This window comes from Mesorhizobium sp. KR2-14, assembly GCF_040049255.1.
In the GTDB taxonomy this organism is placed as follows: Bacteria; Pseudomonadota; Alphaproteobacteria; order Rhizobiales; family Rhizobiaceae; genus Pseudaminobacter.
On record NZ_JBDZDR010000008.1, the window covers coordinates 35,549 to 53,556 of the forward strand.

Sequence of the window (18,008 nt, forward strand, 5' to 3'; positions counted from 1 at the left end):
TAGCGCAATGACAGATCAAGCCCTCGTCGTCTTCGATGGCGTCGTCAAGCAGTTCGGCAGCTTCGTCGCCGTGGAGCGCATGGACCTCGACATCCGCAAGGGCGAATTCCTTGCCATCATGGGCTCCAGCGGCTGCGGCAAGACCACGACGCTGCGCATGCTGGCGGGGCTCGAAGCCCCCAGCCAGGGCGAGATCCGCCTTGCCGGCAAGCGCATCAACGACCTGCCAACCTGGCAGCGCGACACGCCGATGGTGTGGCAGAGCCTGGCGCTGTTTCCCTTCCTGACCGTGCGCGAGAACGTCGAGTTCAGCCTCCGCATGCGCGGCGTGGACAAGGCCGAGCGGCGCCGCCGCGTCGACACCTGGCTGGAGCGCATGCAGATCACCGAGTTCGCCGACCGCAACGTCGCGCATCTGTCGGGAGGCCAACGGCAGCGCGTGGCGCTCGCGCGCTCGCTGGTCACCGAGCCGGAGATCCTGCTGCTCGACGAGCCGCTTTCGGCGCTCGACGCCCATCTCAAGGTGCGCATGCAGACGGTGCTGTCGAACCTCCAGAAGGAACTCGGCATCACCTTCGTCTACGTCACCCACAGCCAGTCGGAAGCCTTCTCCATGGCCGACCGCGTTGTCATCATGAGCCGGGGCAGGGTGGAGCAGATCGGCGACCCGCAGGAGATCTACCGGGCACCGCGAACCCGCTTCGTGGCCGAGTTCCTCGGCTCGTCGAACATTTTCGCGGGCCATGTTTCGGCACTGGCAGATGGCGCCGTGAGGATCGCCACCGCGGTCGGCGAGTTCGAAGTGGTGCCCAACCCGGCCAAGCCCTTGGCCAAGGGAGACAAGGCAACCTTCGTCGTCTCGGACGACCGGATACATCTTTCCATTCAGCCCCCGGCTGCCGGGCTCAATGGCTTGCAGGCCGTGGTGGTGGGCGAAGAATTCGTGGGCGCAACCGCGGTCGTGCACCTGGAAGCCTCGGACGGAACCGAGCTCAAGGCGCAGAAGAGCCACGACGAGCTGGAGCCGCTCAACCTTTCGCCGGGCGCGGGGGTCTGGGTTTCCTGGCGCGAGGATGCCGGCCACATTCTCCCGGGGGAATGAGGCGGGGCGCCATCAGGAAACAGACGAGGCGTAGGCGACTTCCGGTCTCCAGAAATGGATGGGCCGAGCCCGTGTCCCCGGCGACTGCGGGCTCGGGAGCCGAGCGCTTTAATCGGGCATCTTGAGTTCGCCGGCCTCGATGCGGATCGGCAGCACGTTTTCGGCAGGCGGCAGCGGGCACACGGCATGGTGCGTGAAGGCACAGGGCGGATTGATCGCCTTGTTGAAGTCCAGCACGATGGTGTCGGCGGTGATGTCCTCGCCATAGAGGAAGCGCGAGGCGGGATAGGTCTTGTCGCGCGCGGTCTGGTCGCGCAGCACGAATTGCGGCATCTGCGGCGTGCCGTGGGTCGGCAGCAGCTCATAGCGCACGCCGTCGCGCGTGAAGGCGGCCTTGTGCGTGATCGTCACCTCGGTCGGAATGCCGATGACGGTGTCGACCGTCGTCTGGATCGGGGTCTCCAGCGGGATCCAGTCTGCGACGATGCGCCAGCTCGGATCGATCGCGAACGACTCGATGCCCGGAAAATTATCGCGTTCGGTCGCCTGTGTATCGCGCACGCGTAGCGCGTTCTGGCCGTTGAGCGTTGTCACTTCGAGCAGCAACTGGCCAACCGAAAAACGCGGCGGGTTCTTCTTGTCGAGCTTCAGGCGGATGGGATCGCTGCCATTCGCCGGCGTGAAGGTGACGCCGCCGTCAGGGTCTTGCGTCAGCGTGCCGACGCGCGCCGGGCCCGCCGAAAGCACGACGTCGTTGTCCTCGGCCGAGCCGACCGTCACTGAACCCGGTTCCAGCGACCAGCGGCCGATGATGTTGAGCCAGCCGCCATCGGCCTTGAGATTGGCCAATCGCCTGGCGCGCCAGTCTTCGATGCTGCGGATATAGTCCTGATCGGTGGTCATGCTGCTTGCCTTTGGTCTGAAATTGCTGCGCCTGTCCTATCGCGGCATGCGCGGAACGCTCTGCAGGAGCTTTTGCGTGTAGGGATGCTGCGGGGCGTCCAGGATTTCGCGGGTTTTTCCGCTTTCCACGATGTGGCCGCGCTCGAGAATGATGATTTCCTCGCACAGCGAAGCCACTACGCCCAGGTCGTGCGAGACGAACACCAGCGTCATGTTTTCCGACAGGCGCTTGAACAGGTCGACAATGCGGATGCGCGTCGACAGGTCGAGCGCGCTGACCGCCTCGTCGGCGAGCACAAGCTGCGGGCGTGCGACGATGGCGCGCGCTATTGCGATGCGCTGTCGCTGGCCGCCCGAGAATTCGTGCGGATAGCGGTTGATGGCATCGGCCGGCAGGCCGACCGCATCGAGCGCGGCCGCCACGGCTTCACCGTGCGAGCCTGGAATGCGCAGCGACTGCAGCGGCTCGGAGATGATGTCGCGCACTTTCTGTCGCGGGTCGAGCGAGGAATACGGGTCCTGGAACACCGCCTGCACCGACCGGCGATAGTCGCGCATGAAGCCGCGGTCGGACGGATCGAGGGCGGAACCGCCGAAGTTGATCGTGCCGCCGGTCGGCTTGGTCAGCCCCAGAAGCAGGCGCAGGATCGTGGTCTTGCCCGAGCCGGATTCGCCGACAAGGCCGACGCTCACGCCCTTCTTCACCGCAAAGGAAACGCCGTGCAGAACCTGCCGCTGCCGGCCGTAGCCGAAGGTCACATCGCGCACATCGAGCAAGGTCATGCCGTTCCCTCAAGCGCGTTGTCGAAGGAGCGGGCCGCCTCGACGAGGGTCTTGGTGTAGTCGTGGCGCGGCTGGTCGAAGACGGTTCTTACCGGCCCTTCCTCCACCGCGCGGCCGTTGCGCAGCACCGTCACCCGGTCCACCACCGTGGCAACGACCGGCAGGTCGTGGCTGATGAACAGCAGCGCCATGCCAAGCTCGCGCACCAGGCTGTCGAGCAGCTTCAGGATTTCCGCCTGTGTAGTCACGTCGAGCGCGGTGGTCGGCTCGTCCGCGATGAGCAGCTTCGGCTTGCAGGCGAGCGCCATGGCAATGGCGACGCGCTGGCGCTGGCCGCCCGAAATCTCGTGCGGATAGGAATTGGCGATACGCTCCGGCTGCGGCAGCGCGACATGGTCGAGAGACTGCAGCACCTCGCGCTCGACCTCGCGGCGTGAGGACGACTTGCCTTCGCGCGCCAGACGCCGCGCCAAAGGCCCCGCCACCTGCCTGCCGATCTTCATCAGCGGGTCGAGCGCGGTCAGCGGCTCCTGGAACACCACCGCAACCGACGAGCCGCGCAGACCATTCAGCACGCGTTCGGGTGTGCCAACCACCTGCCGGCCGTCGAGCAGGATCGAGCCGGCGGGCAGGATCGATTTGGGCAGAAGGCCCGTCACCGCCATGGCGGTCAGCGACTTGCCCGAGCCGGATTCGCCGATCAGCCCCATGCGCTCGCCGGCGCCGAGGGAGAACGACAAGTCGGAAACCAGCGTCTTGTCGCCGGTCTTCAGCGTGAGCCCGTCGACGGAAAGCAGCGACGTCATCGCGAGACCCTCCGCGTCGGGTCGCCAATGTCGCGCAGGCCGTCGGCCAGCAGGTTGATGCCGATCACCAGCATCACCAGCGCGATGCCGGGCGCGATAGCGCCAATAGGGGCCGTGTAGACCGTGCCCTGCGCTTCCTGCAGCAGGCGGCCCCACGAGGCATTGGGCGGCGGCGCGCCAAGCCCGAGATAGGACAGCGAGGATTCGGCAATGACCGCGATGCCGAACTGCAGCGCGAAATTGACGCTGAGCGTCGGCCAGATGTTGGGCAGCACATGCCGGACCACTACGCCCGGCCACGAGGTGCCGGAGGTGCGAGAAGCGGTGATGTAGTCGTTCTGCAGCACGCGCTTGGCGAGGATGCGCGTCAGCCGCGCCACAATGGCCGACATGGCGATGCCGAGCGCCAGTATCGCTGTCCAGAGGCTTGCGCTTTCGCTTGCCGCCACCACCAGCATTGCCAGAAGGAGCGTCGGAAAGGCGATGAGGATATCGAGCGTGGCGGCCAGCGCATCGTCGAGAAAGCGTGTCGCAAAGGCTGCCAGCAGCCCGATGGTGACGCCGATGGCCGCGCCGATGGCCACCGCGCCTGCGCCGACGATGAGGGCGATGCGCGAGCCGATCATGATCTGGGTGAAGAAATCCCGGCCCAGCCGGTCGGTGCCCGCCCAATGCGCGAAGGATGGCGGCTCGAGCCGGCCGCCGGTCGTGCTGGCAGGGTCGTAAGGCGTCCAGAACAGCGTCAACAAGGCGACGACGACATGGATGCCGACCAGGATCAGGCCGACGGTGAGGGCCGGCGACCAACGCGGCCGCCGCGCAGTCGTTTCCGCGGCGGGCGTGAATTCGTCTGCGGCGCTCATGACGCGGCTCCTGCCTTGTCGCGCAAGCGCGGGTCGATCAGCCGCTGCACCAGGTCGGCCGTGAAGCCGACCAGAAGCACCAGAAGCGTGGAAATGAAGAGCACGCCCTGGACATTCGGATAGTCTCGTTGCTCGATGCCGAGCAGCAGCATGGAACCGAGGCCCGGTAGGGTGAAGACGCGCTCGACCACGACCGCGCCCAGCAGCGTGGACGCCAGCTCTATGCCGAGAATGGAGATGACGGGCACCGAGCCGTTGCGGATGCCGTGCCGCACCAGCGCTTCCGTAAAACTGGCGCCGAGCGCGCGGGCCGTGCGCAGATAGTCGCTGCCCAGCACGTCCTGCGTGGCCGAGCGCACATAGCGCAGCAGCGAGGCGGACATCACGATGGCTATCGTCAGCACCGGCAGGGCAAGCGCCCGCAGCGCCTCGGCCGGCGCATGCCAGCCACGTGACGGAAAGCCGCCGGACGGGAAGAGGCGCAGATTGATGGCAAATGCAGTGACCAGCAATATGCCCACCCAGAAGACGGGGATGGCGATGCCGAGCTGCGAGATGGTCGAGATCAGGGCGCCATACCAGCGATCCGCCTTCACCGCCGAGACGATGCCGAGCGGCACCGCGATGAGTATGGCGAGCACGAAGGCCATCAGTGTCAGCGGCAGCGTAACGGTCAGGCGCGCGGCGATTTCGCCGGCGACGGAAGCGCCGCTGATAAAGGAATTGCCGAGGTCGAAACGCGCGAGACTGCTCAGAAAGCGCAGGAACTGTTGTCCGAGCGGCAGGTTGGAGCCGACCTGCTCGCGCGCGGCCTCGATCTGCCGCGGGTCGGCGCCCACCGACAGCAGCGCATTGGCCGGGTCGCCGGGAAGCAGCCTCAGCAGCACGAAAAGAACCAGAGATGCGATGAAGAGCGACAGGACCAGAATGGCGAGCCGCCGGAGGATGTAGGCGAGAATGAGCGGGTTCCTTTCGTCCCCAACGGAAACATCGTGCGGAATTGCTTCCGCACGATGTTCAGTCAAACCAGTGGCCGCCGCTTTCCGATATGGGCGACGGCCTTACTGTGCCGGGCTCAGTCCGCGTTCTTCTTGATGCCGTAGGCGAAGAACTGCGAATTCAACCCGTTGACCGGATAGCCGCTGACATTGGCCTTCGATATCACGATCTGCGGGTAGAGATAAAGCCAGCTGCTGGCCGCGTCCGCGGCGATGATGCGGTTGGCTTCGGTCAGCTTGGCGGTCTGCTCGTCGGTCGTGGTGCTGGTCTCGGCCGACTTGATCAGGTCCACGACCTCGGGGTTGTTGTAGCCCCAGTAGAAGTCGGGATTGCCGTAGAACACGATGTCGCGGTGGTTCACGTGCTCCTGCAGCGTCGCCTGGAAGTCGTGCGCCTTGTAGATCTTCGTGTACCACTCATTGGCGGTGATCAGGTTGATGTTGACCGTGATGCCGACCTTGGCCAGTTCGCTCTTGACGAACTGGGCGACGATCGGGTGCGGGTCGTAGTTGGGCGTGTCGAGCGAGAAGGTGAAGCCGTCGGCGTGGCCAGCCTCGGCCAGCAGTGCCTTGGCGCTCTCCACATCATACGGATCGACGCCGGTGAGATCGACATACCACGGGTCCGTCGGCGGCACGAAGGAGCCGATCAGCGTACCATATTCGCCCCAGATCGAGTTGAGCAGCTTCTTCTTGTCGATGGCGCGGGCAATCGCCTTGCGCACCTTGACGTTGCTGAAGGGCTCGACACGATCGTTGAAGGCGAGCAGTTCCTTGGTGGTGGACTGGCCCTCGCTGACCTTGAACTCCGGATTGTCCTTGAACTGGGCAAGCGAATCCGGGCTCTGGACGCTGGTGATGATGTCCACCGCGCCCGTGAGCAGCGCGTTGTTCAGCGCGGTCGCGTCGGTGAAGTAGTTGAATACGACTTCCCCATTGGTCGGCTTCTCGCCCCAATACCCGTCGAAGCGTTTTAGGGAGATCGTCGAGCCGCGGCGCCAGTCTTCCAGTGTGTAAGGGCCAGTTCCATCTTCTTTGGCGGTGATGTCGGCGGCGGCGTCGTTGACGATCCACACATAGCTCAGATTGTAGGGCAGCGAGATCGAGCGCGACGAAAGCTTGATGACGACCGTGCTGTCATCCGGCGTTTCGATCGAGCTGATGGGCTCGAGGCTCTTCTTGCGCGAGCTCTTGGAATCGGGGGCGACGACGCGCTCGATGCTGTACTTGACGTCCTTGGCGGTCAGCGGATCGCCGGAATGGAATTTTACGCCCGGCAGCAGGGTGATCGTGTAGGTCAGGCCGTCGTCGCTGACCTTGTAGTCGCTGACCAGCACGTTTTCGACCGCACCCGCATCGGTCAGGCGGAACAGCGCCTCATAGACGTTGCTGTTGAAGGCCTCGTTGATGCCCTGGCCCGCGCCGGCGGTGTTGTCGAGGTTCTGCGGCTCGTAGAGCGAGCCGATCTTGATCGACGCATCGGCGTCGTAGCCCTCGGCCGCCTGCAGGGCGGAACCGGTCGACAACAGGCCGACAAATGCCGCGGTGACCGCGAGGGCGGCAATCTTGCGCCTGCCCGTCTTTGAATATTTGTCCAGCAGGACGGTTGCACCAATCATTCAAACTGCTCCTGAATTAGCTTTTGCCGGGCGGCGGAGAGCCCTTGAACCGCGACCGGTCGACCATCCCTTCAATCCGTGGCAGCGGACAAGCTCCGGCTGCTTCAGATAAGGGCATCGGCGCCCAAGTGGAATCCCCGCAGCCGCACAAACTGTCGATGTGCCGAATATGCCGTGGGGCAGGCGCGTTGCCGAGGATTTTTATGCTCCTCCCAAGCAAAGTTTGAAAATCCAAAGGCGCAATGGCGCCGCCCCGGAGACAATAATTCCGGGCCCGCACGGAAAGCTCTCTACTGCGCGGCGCTGAACGACAGCATGCGGGTAAGCGAGGTGTAGTCGGATTCCAGCGCCATGATGGTCAGGAACACCAGTATCAGCAGCGGCGGCACCAGGATGGCATAGGTAAGCGCCAGCCGCTCCCAGGCCATGTGCATGAAGATCGCCACGATCAGCCCCGCCTTCAGCAGCATCAGGGTTACGATCAGCCCCCAACGCAGATAGCCGTGCAGGTTGAAATAATCGACCGCGTAGGAGCATGCGCTCAGGATGAACAGCCAGCCCCAGACGACGAGGTATAGCCTTATAGGGTGCTGCTGGCCTTCCGCATGTGCCGCCTGCGCCAGGCTGGTGTCGCCGTGCAATCCCCGGTCCTGTGCTTCTGCCTGTACCATCGCACCACCTCACCAAAGATAGAAGAACGCGAAGATGAACACCCAAACCAGATCGACGAAGTGCCAGTAGAGGCCCATGATCTCGACGTTTTCATAGCGGCCGCGCCGGCTGGTGAAGAACCCGGGCGCACCGCGGTCGAAATCGCCGCGCAGCACCTTGCGCGCGGTGATCAAGAGGAAGATCACGCCGAAGGTCACGTGGGTGCCGTGAAAGCCGGTGATCATGAAGAAGGACGAGCCGAACTGCGCCGCCCCCCATGGGTTGCCCCAGGGTCGCACGCCTTCCATGATGAGCTTGGTCCATTCGAACGCCTGCATGCCGACGAAGGTAGCGCCAAGGGCTGCGGTTGCCAGCATCAGCGCGGCTGTTTTCCGGCGGTCGCGGCGGTAGCCGAAATTGACCGCCATCGCCATCGTGCCACTCGATGAGATCAGCACGAAGGTCATGATGGCGATCAGGAGCAGCGGCACCTCGTGGCCGCCGATATGCAGCGCGAAAACCTCGGCCGTGTTCGGCCACGGCACCGTCGTCGACATGCGCGCGGTCATGTAGGCCAGCAGGAAGCAGCCGAAGACGAAGGTGTCGCTGAGCAGGAAGATCCACATCATGGCCTTCCCCCAGGAAACGTTCTTGAACGCCCGCTGGTCCGAGGCCCAATCGGCCGCTATCCCGCGCATGCCTTGCGGCCGTGCCGCGGTGTGAGAGACATGTTCCGGCGTTGTGTCGGCCATTCCGCGTCTCCTCCTAGCTCAGCAGCCGGCGGCAGATGTCGATGAAATTGGCGGCCCAGCCCATCAGCACGACAAACAGGACCAGCCAGACGATGAGCAGGGCGTGCCAGTAGATTGCGCACAGTTCGGCGGACAGGGCCATCCGGGCGGTTCGGCCGCCCTGCCATGCCCTTATGTTGGTGCGGCCGAGCGCTACCAGGCCGCCGAGCACGTGCAGGCCATGCATGGCCGTCAGCAGGTAGAAGAAGCTGACGGCGGGGTTCACGGTAACGAAATAGCCTTCGTCGGCGAGCTGTTGCCAGGCCAGCAACTGGCCGGCAAGGAAGGCAATCGAGGTCAAGCCCGCCGCAAGAAGCGCAAGGCGCAGATTGTCGACGCGCCCGCGATGAGCAGACAGCACCGCGCAGTGCATGGCCACGCTGGCCAGAATCAGCATTCCCGTGTTGAGCCACAGCACTTGCGGCATGGGTGCCGGCTGCCAGTCGGCATAGGCCATGCGCATGAGGTAGGCGCCGATGAATAGCGCAAACAGCGCGCCGACCACGGCGATGAACACGCCGAGCCCGATCCTTGCCGGATGCGTCGCGGGCGCCTCCGTCTGGGGGAAGGCAGTGGCCGGCCCCACTTCCAGCCACGGCTTGGACATCAGCCTCTGGCGCGACAGCCACCAGCCGATGACGGCCAGTAGCCCTGCCAGGAATATCAGTATCGCGCTCATGCCGTGCTGCCTTCCGTCGGCAGGCCAGGCACGTTCTGCGGGATGAAATCTTCGGGCGCGCCCGGCACGCTGTAGTCATAGGCCCAGCGATAGACCAACGGCAGTTCCTTGCCGAAATTGCCGTGCGGCGGGGGCGTGCCGGCCGTCTGCCATTCAAGCGTTGTCGCCCGCCACGGGTTGTCGCCCGCTTCCTTGCCGTGGCGCAGGCTCCAGAAAAGGTTGAACAGGAACACAAGCTGGGCCGCCCCGACCACGAGCGCGGCGATGGTGATGAACTCGTTCAGCACATGCACCGATGGCGGCACGAATGCGGTGTCGCCAAGCTCGGGATAGCGGCGCGGTATGCCGACCAGCCCGATATAGTGCATGGGGAAGAAGATCAGGTAGGTGCCGAGGAAGGTGACCCAGAAGTGCAGCCGGCCCAGCGTGTCGTCGAGCATCCGGCCGGTGATCTTGGGATACCAGTGGTAGATCGCGCCGAAGATGACGAGGATCGGCGCCACTCCCATCACCATGTGGAAATGCGCCACCACGAACATCGTGTCGGACAGTGGCACATCGACCACGACATTGCCCAGGAACAGGCCGCTCAAGCCGCCATTGATGAAGGTGACGATGAAGGCGAGCGCAAACAGCATCGGCACTGTCAGGTGAATGTCGCCCCGCCACAAGGTCAGGATCCAGTTATAGACCTTGATTGCCGTCGGCACCGCGATGATCAGCGTCGTTGTGGCGAAGAAGAAGCCGAAATAGGGGTGCATGCCCGAAACATACATGTGGTGGGCCCAGACGACGAAGCTGAGCGCGCCGATGATCACGATCGCCCACACCATCATGCGATAGCCGAAGATGTTCTTGCGCGCGTGGGTGGCTATGAGATCGGAGACGATGCCGAATGCCGGCAGCGCAACGATATAGACCTCCGGATGGCCGAAGAACCAGAATAGGTGCTGGAACATGATGGGGCTTCCGCCGTCATGCGGCAGCGGCGTTCCCATGTCCACCATGGCCGGCATGAAGAAGCTCGAGCCGACGACACGGTCGAACAACAGCATGACGCAGGCGACGAACAATGCGGGGAACGCCAGCAGCGCCATCACGGTTGCGGTGAAGATGCCCCAGACGGTCAGCGGCAGGCGCATCAGGGTCATGCCGCGGGTGCGTGCCTGCAGCACGGTGACCACATAGTTGAGCCCACCCATGGTGAAGCCGATGATGAACAGGATCAGCGACACGAGCATCAGTATGATGCCCAGGCTTTCTGAGCCGGGGGTGCCCGAGGTGATGACCTGCGGCGGATAGAGCGTCCAGCCCGCGCCCGTCGGGCCGCCGGGTGCGAAGAAGCTGGCCACCAGCACCAGGACGGCGAGCAGGTAGATCCAGTAGCTCAGCATGTTGGCATATGGAAACACCATGTCGCGCGCGCCGACCATCAGCGGGATCAGGTAGTTTCCGAAGCCGCCGAGGAACAGCGCGGTCAGCAGGTAGATGACCATGATCATGCCGTGCATGGTCATGAACTGGTAGTAGGTGTCGGGGGTGATGAAGGAGAAGGTATCGGGAAAGCCGAGCTTGAGCCGCATCAGCCAGGACAGCACGAGCGCGACGAAGCCGATGGCCATGGCCGTGCTCGCATACTGGATCGCGATGACCTTGGCGTCCTGCGAAAAAACATATTTCGTCCACCAGCTGTGCGGATGGTAAAGCTCCATCTCGGCCACTTCTGCGGGCGGAATGAACTCCGTTCCCTGAGGCGTGACATCGGTCATCGGACACCTCTTCGTTCCTGCGATCCTGTTGCCGCCCGGCCTTGCTGCGGCCGCCCGGCTAGTTCACCTTCGCTGCTCTGGTTGCAGGCTCAGCAAGCGCTCCCGTCTTCGCCGGCGCGGTCAACTGGGCGAAAGTCGACTGCTGCTGCAGCCATGCGGCATAGTCCTGCTCGGTATCGACCTGGACCGCGCCACGCATGAAGGCGTGGCCGACGCCGCAAAGCTCGGCGCAGAGCACCTCGAAGGTTCCGGTCCGCGTGGGCGTGAACCAGAAATAGGTGACCATGCCGGGCACCATGTCCATTCGGGCGCGGAATTCCGGCACGTAGAAATCGTGCAACACGTCTATCGAGCGCAGCAGCATCTTCACCGGCTTGCCAATGGGCAGATGCAAGTCGGCTGCATTGACAATGACGTCATCCTTGCTGTTCGGATCGTTTGGATCGATGCCGAGCGGATTGTCCGGACTGACCAGGCGCGCGTTGGAAGTGCCGAGCTTGCCGTCCTTGCCCGGCAGGCGATAGCTCCACTGCCATTGCTGGGCAAAGACCTCGACTTCCGACGCATCGTCGGGAACGTTGATGAAATGGCTCCAGACGACCAGGCCCGGCGCCAGCATCGCGGTCACGCCAAGGGCGGTCGCGATCGTCAGCCAGGATTCGAGCTTTCGGCGTTCCGGCTCGTAGGCAGCCTTTGCTCCCTCCTTGTGGCGGAAGCGGTAAACGCAATAAGCCATGAACAACACGACAGCCGCAAAGACAGTGCCGGTGATCCAGAAAGTTATCGAAAGAGTATCGTCGATATAGCTCCAGTTGGAAGCTATAGGCGTAGACCACCACGGGCTCAGAACATGGAAAAGAACTGAGCCAACTACGATCAGAACGAGCACGAGCGCAACGGCCATCCTCGGTTCCTCCGGCCAGAAGACATTGTCTCCCCGTCAAAGCCGGCGGCATTATAGCTTGATCTCAACGAAAAATACTAGAGCAATGAACGGCATGGACCGGCCGCCCTGACGAGGCAAATTGGTGGTTCCTGCAGCCATTCGGCGTAGGTGCCCCCCTCAAGGCGCAACAGGCGCAACGGAGCAGAGTTTGCTGCGCGAAATACCGGCATTGCTGGCGCTCCGGTCATCTCCTGGCGGCGGCGCCTCGCAGCCGTGCGACCTCTTCCAGAACCAGTGCGTGCAGGCGGCCGGCAGCAGGCGAAAGGCCGCGGCCGCGATAGGTGATGATGTGATACGGAGAGACCTCGATCGGAACGGCGAGGTCGATGACGGCAAGCGAACCCGCACCGGTCCCCTGCATCAGGCGGGCCACCTCCAGCGACATTGGCGCGATCATGTCGGACTCCACCAGAAGCGCCATCATCAGCACGAGCGACGACGTGGCGACGACATCGGCAGGCCCCGGCAGGCCGGCGTGGATGAAGGCGGCTTCCACCGCCTGGCGGATCGGCATGCCCCGTTCCTGGATGATCCATGGGTGCTCGGCAAGGGCGGCAAGCGGCACGTTGCGCTTGCTTGCCAGCGGGTGGCTGCTGCGCACCAGGCAGCGCACGGTCTCGATCGCGCCGGGAACGATGTCGAAGGCGTCCACGTCCGATTCCGGCAGCAGGCGGCCGATGATGAAGTCATAGTCGCCTTCTTCCAGTCCGCGCATGAGCTGGATCGACGGCCCGACGTCGATGCGCAGTTCCACAAGCGGAGTGAGCGCCTTCAGCCTGCGAATGGCCGGCACGAGGCAGCCGACGGCAGGGCCGGTAACCGCGCCTGCCTGGACGAGGCCGCTGCGCCCCTCGCGCTCCTCCTGCAGTTCGCGGGCGAGGTCCTGCATCCCCATCAGCATCGTATGCGCGCGGCGGACGAGGATGTCGCCCAGCGGCGTGGGCGTCATGCCGCGCGGATGACGCTCGAACAACGGTGCCCCGACCAATCGCTCGATCTCGGCAAGCGTGCGCGAAGCGGCGGGCTGGGTGAGCGCCAGGGCCTGGGCTGCAGCCTGGATCTGGCCGTGTTGGGCAATCGCGGCCACCAGCCTCAGATGGGCCAGCTTCAGGAAGGGCAGAGACGACGGCAGGAAGGCCATTTCCGATATACCAGTTTTGATATGGATTCCGGTAATAATTCGATTTGCCCGTTATGTCGATAGGTTCTATCTCTTTCAGAGGAGGCTTCGGGGTCGGAGGAACCCCGTCAAAGGGAGGACAACATGAAGATGAGGTTTCTTGCGGCGACAGCCGCACTTGGCGCGTGCCTGCTTGCTGCCCAGGCCTGGGCCGACAGCAAGGGACTGGTGGGCATCGCCATGCCGACCAAATCGTCGGCGCGCTGGATCGACGACGGCAACAACATGGTCAAGCAGCTGACGGAAGCCGGCTACGACACCGATCTGCAATATGCCGAGGACGACATTCCCAACCAGCTCTCGCAGATCGAGAACATGATCACCAAGGGCGTGAAGGTGCTGGTGATCGCTTCGATCGACGGCACGACGCTGACCAACGCGCTGGAGAACGCCGAGGCTGCCGGCATCAAGGTGATCGCCTATGACCGCCTGATCCGCGAAAGCGACGCCGTCAGCTACTATGCCACCTTCGACAATTTCAAGGTTGGCGTGCAGCAGGCGTCCTCGCTGGTCAAGGGCTTGAAGGAGCGCTTCCCGGACCAGAAGCCCTGGAACGTCGAGCTGTTCGGCGGTTCCCCGGACGACAACAACGCCTTCTTTTTCTACAATGGCGGCATGTCGGTGCTGCAGCCGCTGATCGATTCCGGCGACATCGTCATTCCGTCGGGGCAGATGGGCATGGACAAGGTCGGCACCCTGCGCTGGGACGGCGCGGTGGCGCAGGCCCGCATGGACAACATTCTCTCCGCCAACTATTCGCAGAAGCAGCTACACGGCGTGCTTTCGCCCTATGACGGCCTGTCGATCGGCATCCTGTCTTCGGTCAAGGGCGTGGGCTACGGCTCGGGCGACCTGAAGATGCCGATCGTGACCGGCCAGGACGCCGAGATCCCCTCGGTCAAGTCGATCGTCGCCGGCGAGCAGTATTCGACCATCTTCAAGGACACCCGCGCACTTGCCGGCGTCACGGTGAAGATGATCGATGCCGTGCTTCAGGGCACGCAGCCGGAAATCAACGACACCGAAACCTACGACAACGGCAAGAAGGTTGTTCCCTCCTATCTTCTGGAGCCGGTTTCGGTCGACGCCTCCAATTACGAGGACGTGCTCGTCGGCTCGGGCTACTACAAGGCCGAGCAGCTCAAGTAAGGTCTCGGCGGGGCGAGGGGGCGCTGGCCGCTCCCCTCGCGCCGGCGGAGGAACGGCATGACTGCGCTTCTTGAAATGCGGGGCATCGGCAAGTCCTTTCCGGGCGTGCGGGCGCTCAATCGCGTCAACCTTCGGGTCGAGAAAGGCGAGATCCACGCGATCTGCGGCGAGAACGGCGCCGGCAAGTCGACCCTGATGAAGGTGCTTTCCGGCGTCTATCCGCACGGCTCCTACGAGGGCGAGATCTTCTATGACGGCCGCCCCATGGCCTTTCGAGGCATTCGCGACAGCGAGGCCGAAGGCATCATCATCATCCACCAGGAACTGGCGCTGGTGCCGCTGCTCTCGATTGCCGAGAACATCTTTCTCGGCAACGAGGTGGCGACGCGCGGCGTCATCAACTGGCCGCTTGCCTTCCGCCGCACCGAGCAGCTCTTGCAAAAGGTCGGGCTCAACGAGGCGCCGACAACGCCGGTTGAAAAGCTCGGCGTCGGCAAGCAGCAGCTGGTCGAGATCGCCAAGGCGCTCGCCAAGGACGTGAAGCTGCTGATCCTCGACGAACCGACGGCCGCCCTGCAGGAAAACGACAGCCAGAAGCTTCTCGACCTCCTGCGCGAGCTCAAGGCCCAGGGCGTCACCGCCATCATCATTTCGCACAAGCTCAATGAGATCCGCCGCATCGCCGACCGCGTCACCGTCCTGCGCGACGGTTCCACCGTCTCGACGCTTTCGCGCGACGAGGTGAGCGAGGAGCGCATCATCCGCGACATGGTCGGCCGCGACATGGCGCATCGCTATCCCGAACGGACGCCCCAGATCGGCAATGTGCTGATGGAGGTGAGGGGATGGAACGTCGGCCACGCCGACCAGCCGCGGCAGATGATCCGCGACGCAAGCTTCACCGTCCGCCGCGGCGAAATCGTCGGCATCGCCGGACTGATGGGCTCCGGCCGCACGGAACTTGCCATGAGCCTCTTTGGCCGCAGCTACGGCCGCTACCTCTCCGGCGAGGCGGCAATAGAGGGCCGGCCGGCCGATCTCTCCAGCGTCAGCCGCGCCATCGACGCTGGCCTCGCCTATGTCACGGAAGACCGCAAGGCCCTCGGCCTCATTCTTGAAGAGCCGCTGACCCGCAACATCTCGCTCGCCAATCTCGCCGGCGTCGCCAGCGGCTGGGTTCTCGGCAAGGGTCGCGAGCACAAGGTCGCCGAGGAATATCGCCGCGCTCTCAGCATCCGCACGCCGGGCGTGCACCAGCGCGTGGTCAACCTCTCGGGCGGCAACCAGCAGAAGGTGGTGCTGTCGAAATGGCTCTTCACCGATCCGCAGGTGCTGATCCTCGACGAGCCGACACGCGGCATCGATGTCGGCGCGAAATACGAGATCTACGCCATCATGAACGACCTGGCGGCGCAGGGGCGCGGCATCGTGATGATCTCGTCGGAAATGCCGGAACTGCTCGGCATGTGCGACCGCATCTACGTCATGAATGAGGGACGCATCATCGGCGAGCTTCCGAGGGAAGTGGCCAGCCAGGAAGGCATCATGGGCCTCATCATCAGGGACGGAAACGTAAACAGGGAGCACGCTGCGTGACCAACGCCATAGATACCCTGCGGGTGCAGCTTGGGGGCAACCTCCGCGAAAACGGGATGATGCTGGCGCTGCTCGCCATCGTCGTCTTCTTCCTCGTGGTGGTGCGCGCCGTGCAGGACGTGGACTTCCTGTCGGCGCAGAACATCACCAACCTGTTCCTGCAGAATTCCTACGTCATCATCATGGCGCTCGGCATGCTGCTGGTCATCGTCGCCGGCCATATCGACCTGTCGGTCGGTTCGGTCGCCGCCTTCACGGGTGCTGTGGCGGGCACGCTGACCGTCTATGCCGGCTGGCCGGTCTATGCCGTGATCCCGGCGGTGCTTGTGGTCGGCGCGCTGATAGGCGCCGCGCAGGGCTACTGGATTGCCTTCTGGCGCATCCCGTCCTTCATCGTGACGCTGGCCGCCATGCTCGTGTTCCGCGGCCTCACCCTGTGGCTGCTGGCCGGACAGAACATCGGCCCCTTTCCGCGCTCCTTCCAGTCGCTCTCGACCGGGTTCATCCCCGACTTCTTCGGCGTCGACCGGCCCAATGTCACGGCCCTTCTCATTGTCGTCCTCGCCATTGCGGCGCTCGTCTGGCGTAGCTTGAAGAGCCGCAACCAGGATCTCGCCTTCGGCATGGAGGTCGGCTCGTCCGCAATGTTCTGGCTGCGCAACTGCCTCATTGCCGTGGCGCTGCTCTTCGTCGGCTGGAAGCTCGCAAGCTTCCGCGGCCTGCCCAACGTGCTCATCATCATGTCGGTGCTGATCGCCGCCTACAGCTTCTTCACCAACCAGACGACCACTGGCCGCCGCATCTATGCCGTCGGCGGCAACGAGAAGGCGGCGCGGCTCTCCGGCATCAAGACCGAGCGGCTTGCCTTCCTCACCTTCGTCAACATGGGCGTCCTTGCCTCGCTCGCCGGCATGATCGTCACCGCCCGCCTCAATTCGGCGACTCCGAAGGCCGGCGTCGGCTTCGAACTAGACGTCATCGCGGCGGTGTTCATCGGCGGTGCTTCCATGTCCGGCGGTTCGGGCAAGGTGGTCGGCGTGGTCGTCGGCGCGCTGATCATGGGCATCATGAACAACGGCATGTCGATCATGGGCATCGGCATCGACTACCAGCAGGTCATCAAGGGCCTGGTGTTGCTGCTCGCCGTCATCTTCGACGTCTACAACAAGAACAAGCAGGGGTAGGCAATGCTTCTCAGTCAGATCAGGCACGGTGGCGTTGCGGTACGCGAAGGCGCTGCTGCATCGGCGAGGCTCGTTCCCGGCGCCACCATTTTCGAACTCGCGCAGGAAGCGATTGCGCAGGGGCGGCCGCTTGCGAGCCTTGTTCCGCAGGGCGGCGAGACGCTGGACCTCGCCCAGCTGGCGTCCATGGGCGCGCTCGATGTGCCGCTGCGCCACCCTGACCCGTCGCGCATGTTCCTGACGGGCACCGGGCTCACCCATACCGGCTCCGCCTCCGCGCGCGATGCCATGCACGCGCCGGCCGAAGGGCTTTCCGACAGCATGAAGATGTTCCGCATGGGGCTCGAAGGCGGTAAGCCGGCCGCGGGAAGCGTCGGCGTGCAGCCGGAATGGTTCTACAAGGGCACGGGCGCTTGTGCGGTTGCGCCGGGCGATCCGCTGGTCTCGCCAGCCTTCGCGCTCGATGGCGGCGAGGAGCCCGAAATCGCCGCCTTCTACCTGGTCGCGCCAGATGGCACGCCCTGCCGCATCGGCTTCTCGCTGGCCAACGAGTTCTCCGACCACGTGACCGAGCGGATCAACTATCTGTTCCTCGCCCATTCCAAGCTTCGGCCGGCGGCCTTCGGGCCTGAACTGCTCGTCGGTGATCTACCCGACGATATTCGTGGCACGTCGCGCATCCTGCGCGGCGGCAAGGCTGTCTGGGAAAAGCCGTTCCTCTCGGGCGAGGCGAACATGTCCCATACGATCGCCAATCTCGAACATCACCATTTCAAATACGGCCTGTTCCGCCAGCCGGGCGACCTGCATGTGCACATGTTCGGAACGGCGACGCTTTCCTTTGCCGACGGCGTCAAGCCGGAGGAAGGCGATGTCTTTGAAATCTCCGCGCCCGATTTCGGCCTGCCGCTCGCCAACCCGCTGGCGCTCGCGAAGGAGCCGGCCGAGCGTGCCGTCGCCATCAAGGTCCTGTGACGGCGACTGACAGA

Annotated in this window: 17 protein-coding genes; 5 read left to right on the forward strand and 12 right to left on the reverse strand. The window is 64.0% G+C overall.

Going from position 1 to position 18,008, the window contains the following annotated elements; all coding sequences use genetic code 11:
* Positions 1-7 precede the first annotated feature (7 nt).
* Positions 8-1,102, forward strand: a complete 1,095-nt coding sequence (locus tag ABLE86_RS18625) for an ABC transporter ATP-binding protein (protein WP_348780479.1) — start codon at positions 8-10, stop codon at positions 1,100-1,102.
* A 108-nt stretch (positions 1,103-1,210) separates the two neighbouring features.
* Here the strand turns inward: ABLE86_RS18625 and ABLE86_RS18630 are convergent, their stop codons facing one another.
* From ABLE86_RS18630 to ABLE86_RS18685, 12 genes are all read right to left on the reverse strand, one after another.
* On the reverse strand, positions 1,211-2,005 hold the full coding sequence (locus ABLE86_RS18630; RefSeq protein ID WP_348780480.1) for a DUF1684 domain-containing protein: 795 nt from the start codon (positions 2,003-2,005) through the stop codon (positions 1,211-1,213).
* A gap of 36 nt (positions 2,006-2,041) precedes the next feature.
* Positions 2,042-2,788, reverse strand: a complete 747-nt coding sequence (locus tag ABLE86_RS18635) for an ABC transporter ATP-binding protein (RefSeq protein ID WP_348780481.1) — start codon at positions 2,786-2,788, stop codon at positions 2,042-2,044.
* Positions 2,785-3,594: an ABC transporter ATP-binding protein gene (locus ABLE86_RS18640; RefSeq protein ID WP_348780482.1), complete on the reverse strand. Its 810-nt coding sequence runs from the start codon at positions 3,592-3,594 to the stop codon at positions 2,785-2,787. Before ABLE86_RS18640 ends, ABLE86_RS18635 begins: the two co-directional genes overlap by 4 nt.
* On the reverse strand, positions 3,591-4,457 hold the full coding sequence (locus ABLE86_RS18645) for an ABC transporter permease (RefSeq protein ID WP_348780483.1): 867 nt from the start codon (positions 4,455-4,457) through the stop codon (positions 3,591-3,593). Before ABLE86_RS18645 ends, ABLE86_RS18640 begins: the two co-directional genes overlap by 4 nt.
* Positions 4,454-5,404 carry an ABC transporter permease gene (locus ABLE86_RS18650; protein ID WP_348780614.1) on the reverse strand — a complete coding sequence of 317 codons (951 nt, stop codon included), beginning with the start codon at positions 5,402-5,404 and terminating at the stop codon, positions 4,454-4,456. Before ABLE86_RS18650 ends, ABLE86_RS18645 begins: the two co-directional genes overlap by 4 nt.
* Positions 5,405-5,532: 128 nt before the next feature.
* A complete protein-coding gene (locus ABLE86_RS18655) occupies positions 5,533-7,074 on the reverse strand; it encodes an ABC transporter substrate-binding protein (RefSeq protein ID WP_348780484.1) in 1,542 nt (513 codons plus the stop codon).
* Between the two features lie 290 nt (positions 7,075-7,364).
* A complete protein-coding gene (locus ABLE86_RS18660; RefSeq protein ID WP_348780485.1) occupies positions 7,365-7,745 on the reverse strand; it encodes a cytochrome C oxidase subunit IV family protein in 381 nt (126 codons plus the stop codon).
* A 9-nt stretch (positions 7,746-7,754) separates the two neighbouring features.
* A complete protein-coding gene (locus ABLE86_RS18665; protein WP_348780486.1) occupies positions 7,755-8,477 on the reverse strand; it encodes a heme-copper oxidase subunit III family protein in 723 nt (240 codons plus the stop codon).
* A 13-nt stretch (positions 8,478-8,490) separates the two neighbouring features.
* Positions 8,491-9,195 (reverse strand): cytochrome c oxidase subunit 3, encoded by a 705-nt coding sequence (locus tag ABLE86_RS18670; RefSeq protein ID WP_348780487.1) that lies wholly within the window; start codon positions 9,193-9,195, stop codon positions 8,491-8,493.
* Entirely contained in the window at positions 9,192-10,964 is a 1,773-nt protein-coding gene (locus ABLE86_RS18675) for a cbb3-type cytochrome c oxidase subunit I (protein WP_348780488.1), read from the reverse strand. The genes ABLE86_RS18670 and ABLE86_RS18675 overlap by 4 nt, the downstream gene beginning before the upstream one ends.
* Before the next feature lie 58 nt (positions 10,965-11,022).
* Complete coding sequence (locus tag ABLE86_RS18680; RefSeq protein WP_348780489.1) at positions 11,023-11,868, reverse strand: cytochrome c oxidase subunit II; 846 nt, start codon at positions 11,866-11,868, stop codon at positions 11,023-11,025.
* A 226-nt stretch (positions 11,869-12,094) separates the two neighbouring features.
* On the reverse strand, positions 12,095-13,051 hold the full coding sequence (locus ABLE86_RS18685) for a LysR family transcriptional regulator (protein WP_348780490.1): 957 nt from the start codon (positions 13,049-13,051) through the stop codon (positions 12,095-12,097).
* A gap of 123 nt (positions 13,052-13,174) precedes the next feature.
* Here ABLE86_RS18685 and chvE point away from each other — a divergent pair, with 123 nt between their 5' ends.
* Genes chvE through araD1 form a run of 4 tightly spaced genes read left to right on the forward strand, consistent with a single transcriptional unit; the run spans position 13,175 to position 17,994 of the window.
* Positions 13,175-14,239, forward strand: coding sequence for a multiple monosaccharide ABC transporter substrate-binding protein (gene chvE, locus ABLE86_RS18690; protein WP_348780491.1), 1,065 nt, complete (start codon positions 13,175-13,177; stop codon positions 14,237-14,239).
* A gap of 57 nt (positions 14,240-14,296) precedes the next feature.
* Positions 14,297-15,835, forward strand: coding sequence for a multiple monosaccharide ABC transporter ATP-binding protein (gene mmsA / locus ABLE86_RS18695; protein WP_348780492.1), 1,539 nt, complete (start codon positions 14,297-14,299; stop codon positions 15,833-15,835).
* 56 nt (positions 15,836-15,891) lie between these two features.
* Positions 15,892-17,019, forward strand: a complete 1,128-nt coding sequence (mmsB, locus tag ABLE86_RS18700; protein ID WP_348780615.1) for a multiple monosaccharide ABC transporter permease — start codon at positions 15,892-15,894, stop codon at positions 17,017-17,019.
* Positions 17,020-17,022: 3 nt separating this feature from the next.
* Positions 17,023-17,994, forward strand: coding sequence for an AraD1 family protein (araD1, locus tag ABLE86_RS18705; protein ID WP_348780493.1), 972 nt, complete (start codon positions 17,023-17,025; stop codon positions 17,992-17,994).
* The last annotated feature ends 14 nt before the right edge of the window (positions 17,995-18,008 follow it).

Excerpts from the sequence above, each read along its gene's own strand:
- mmsA (WP_348780492.1), top strand. The coding sequence starts at position 14,297 with ATGACTGCGCTTCTTGAAATGCGGGGCATCGGCAAGTCCTTTCCGGGC.
- ABLE86_RS18670 (WP_348780487.1), bottom strand. The coding sequence starts at position 9,195 with ATGAGCGCGATACTGATATTCCTGGCAGGGCTACTGGCCGTCATCGGC.
- ABLE86_RS18640 (WP_348780482.1), bottom strand. The coding sequence starts at position 3,594 with ATGACGTCGCTGCTTTCCGTCGACGGGCTCACGCTGAAGACCGGCGAC.
- mmsB (WP_348780615.1), top strand. The coding sequence starts at position 15,892 with ATGATGCTGGCGCTGCTCGCCATCGTCGTCTTCTTCCTCGTGGTGGTG.
- ABLE86_RS18635 (WP_348780481.1), bottom strand. The coding sequence starts at position 2,788 with ATGACCTTGCTCGATGTGCGCGATGTGACCTTCGGCTACGGCCGGCAG.
- chvE (WP_348780491.1), top strand. The coding sequence starts at position 13,175 with ATGAAGATGAGGTTTCTTGCGGCGACAGCCGCACTTGGCGCGTGCCTG.
- ABLE86_RS18665 (WP_348780486.1), bottom strand. The coding sequence starts at position 8,477 with ATGGCCGACACAACGCCGGAACATGTCTCTCACACCGCGGCACGGCCG.
- ABLE86_RS18645 (WP_348780483.1), bottom strand. The coding sequence starts at position 4,457 with ATGAGCGCCGCAGACGAATTCACGCCCGCCGCGGAAACGACTGCGCGG.
- ABLE86_RS18680 (WP_348780489.1), bottom strand. The coding sequence starts at position 11,868 with ATGGCCGTTGCGCTCGTGCTCGTTCTGATCGTAGTTGGCTCAGTTCTT.
- ABLE86_RS18675 (WP_348780488.1), bottom strand. The coding sequence starts at position 10,964 with ATGACCGATGTCACGCCTCAGGGAACGGAGTTCATTCCGCCCGCAGAA.
- ABLE86_RS18660 (WP_348780485.1), bottom strand. The coding sequence starts at position 7,745 with ATGGTACAGGCAGAAGCACAGGACCGGGGATTGCACGGCGACACCAGC.
- ABLE86_RS18655 (WP_348780484.1), bottom strand. The coding sequence starts at position 7,074 with ATGATTGGTGCAACCGTCCTGCTGGACAAATATTCAAAGACGGGCAGG.
- ABLE86_RS18685 (WP_348780490.1), bottom strand. The coding sequence starts at position 13,051 with ATGGCCTTCCTGCCGTCGTCTCTGCCCTTCCTGAAGCTGGCCCATCTG.
- araD1 (WP_348780493.1), top strand. The coding sequence starts at position 17,023 with ATGCTTCTCAGTCAGATCAGGCACGGTGGCGTTGCGGTACGCGAAGGC.
- ABLE86_RS18625 (WP_348780479.1), top strand. The coding sequence starts at position 8 with ATGACAGATCAAGCCCTCGTCGTCTTCGATGGCGTCGTCAAGCAGTTC.
- ABLE86_RS18630 (WP_348780480.1), bottom strand. The coding sequence starts at position 2,005 with ATGACCACCGATCAGGACTATATCCGCAGCATCGAAGACTGGCGCGCC.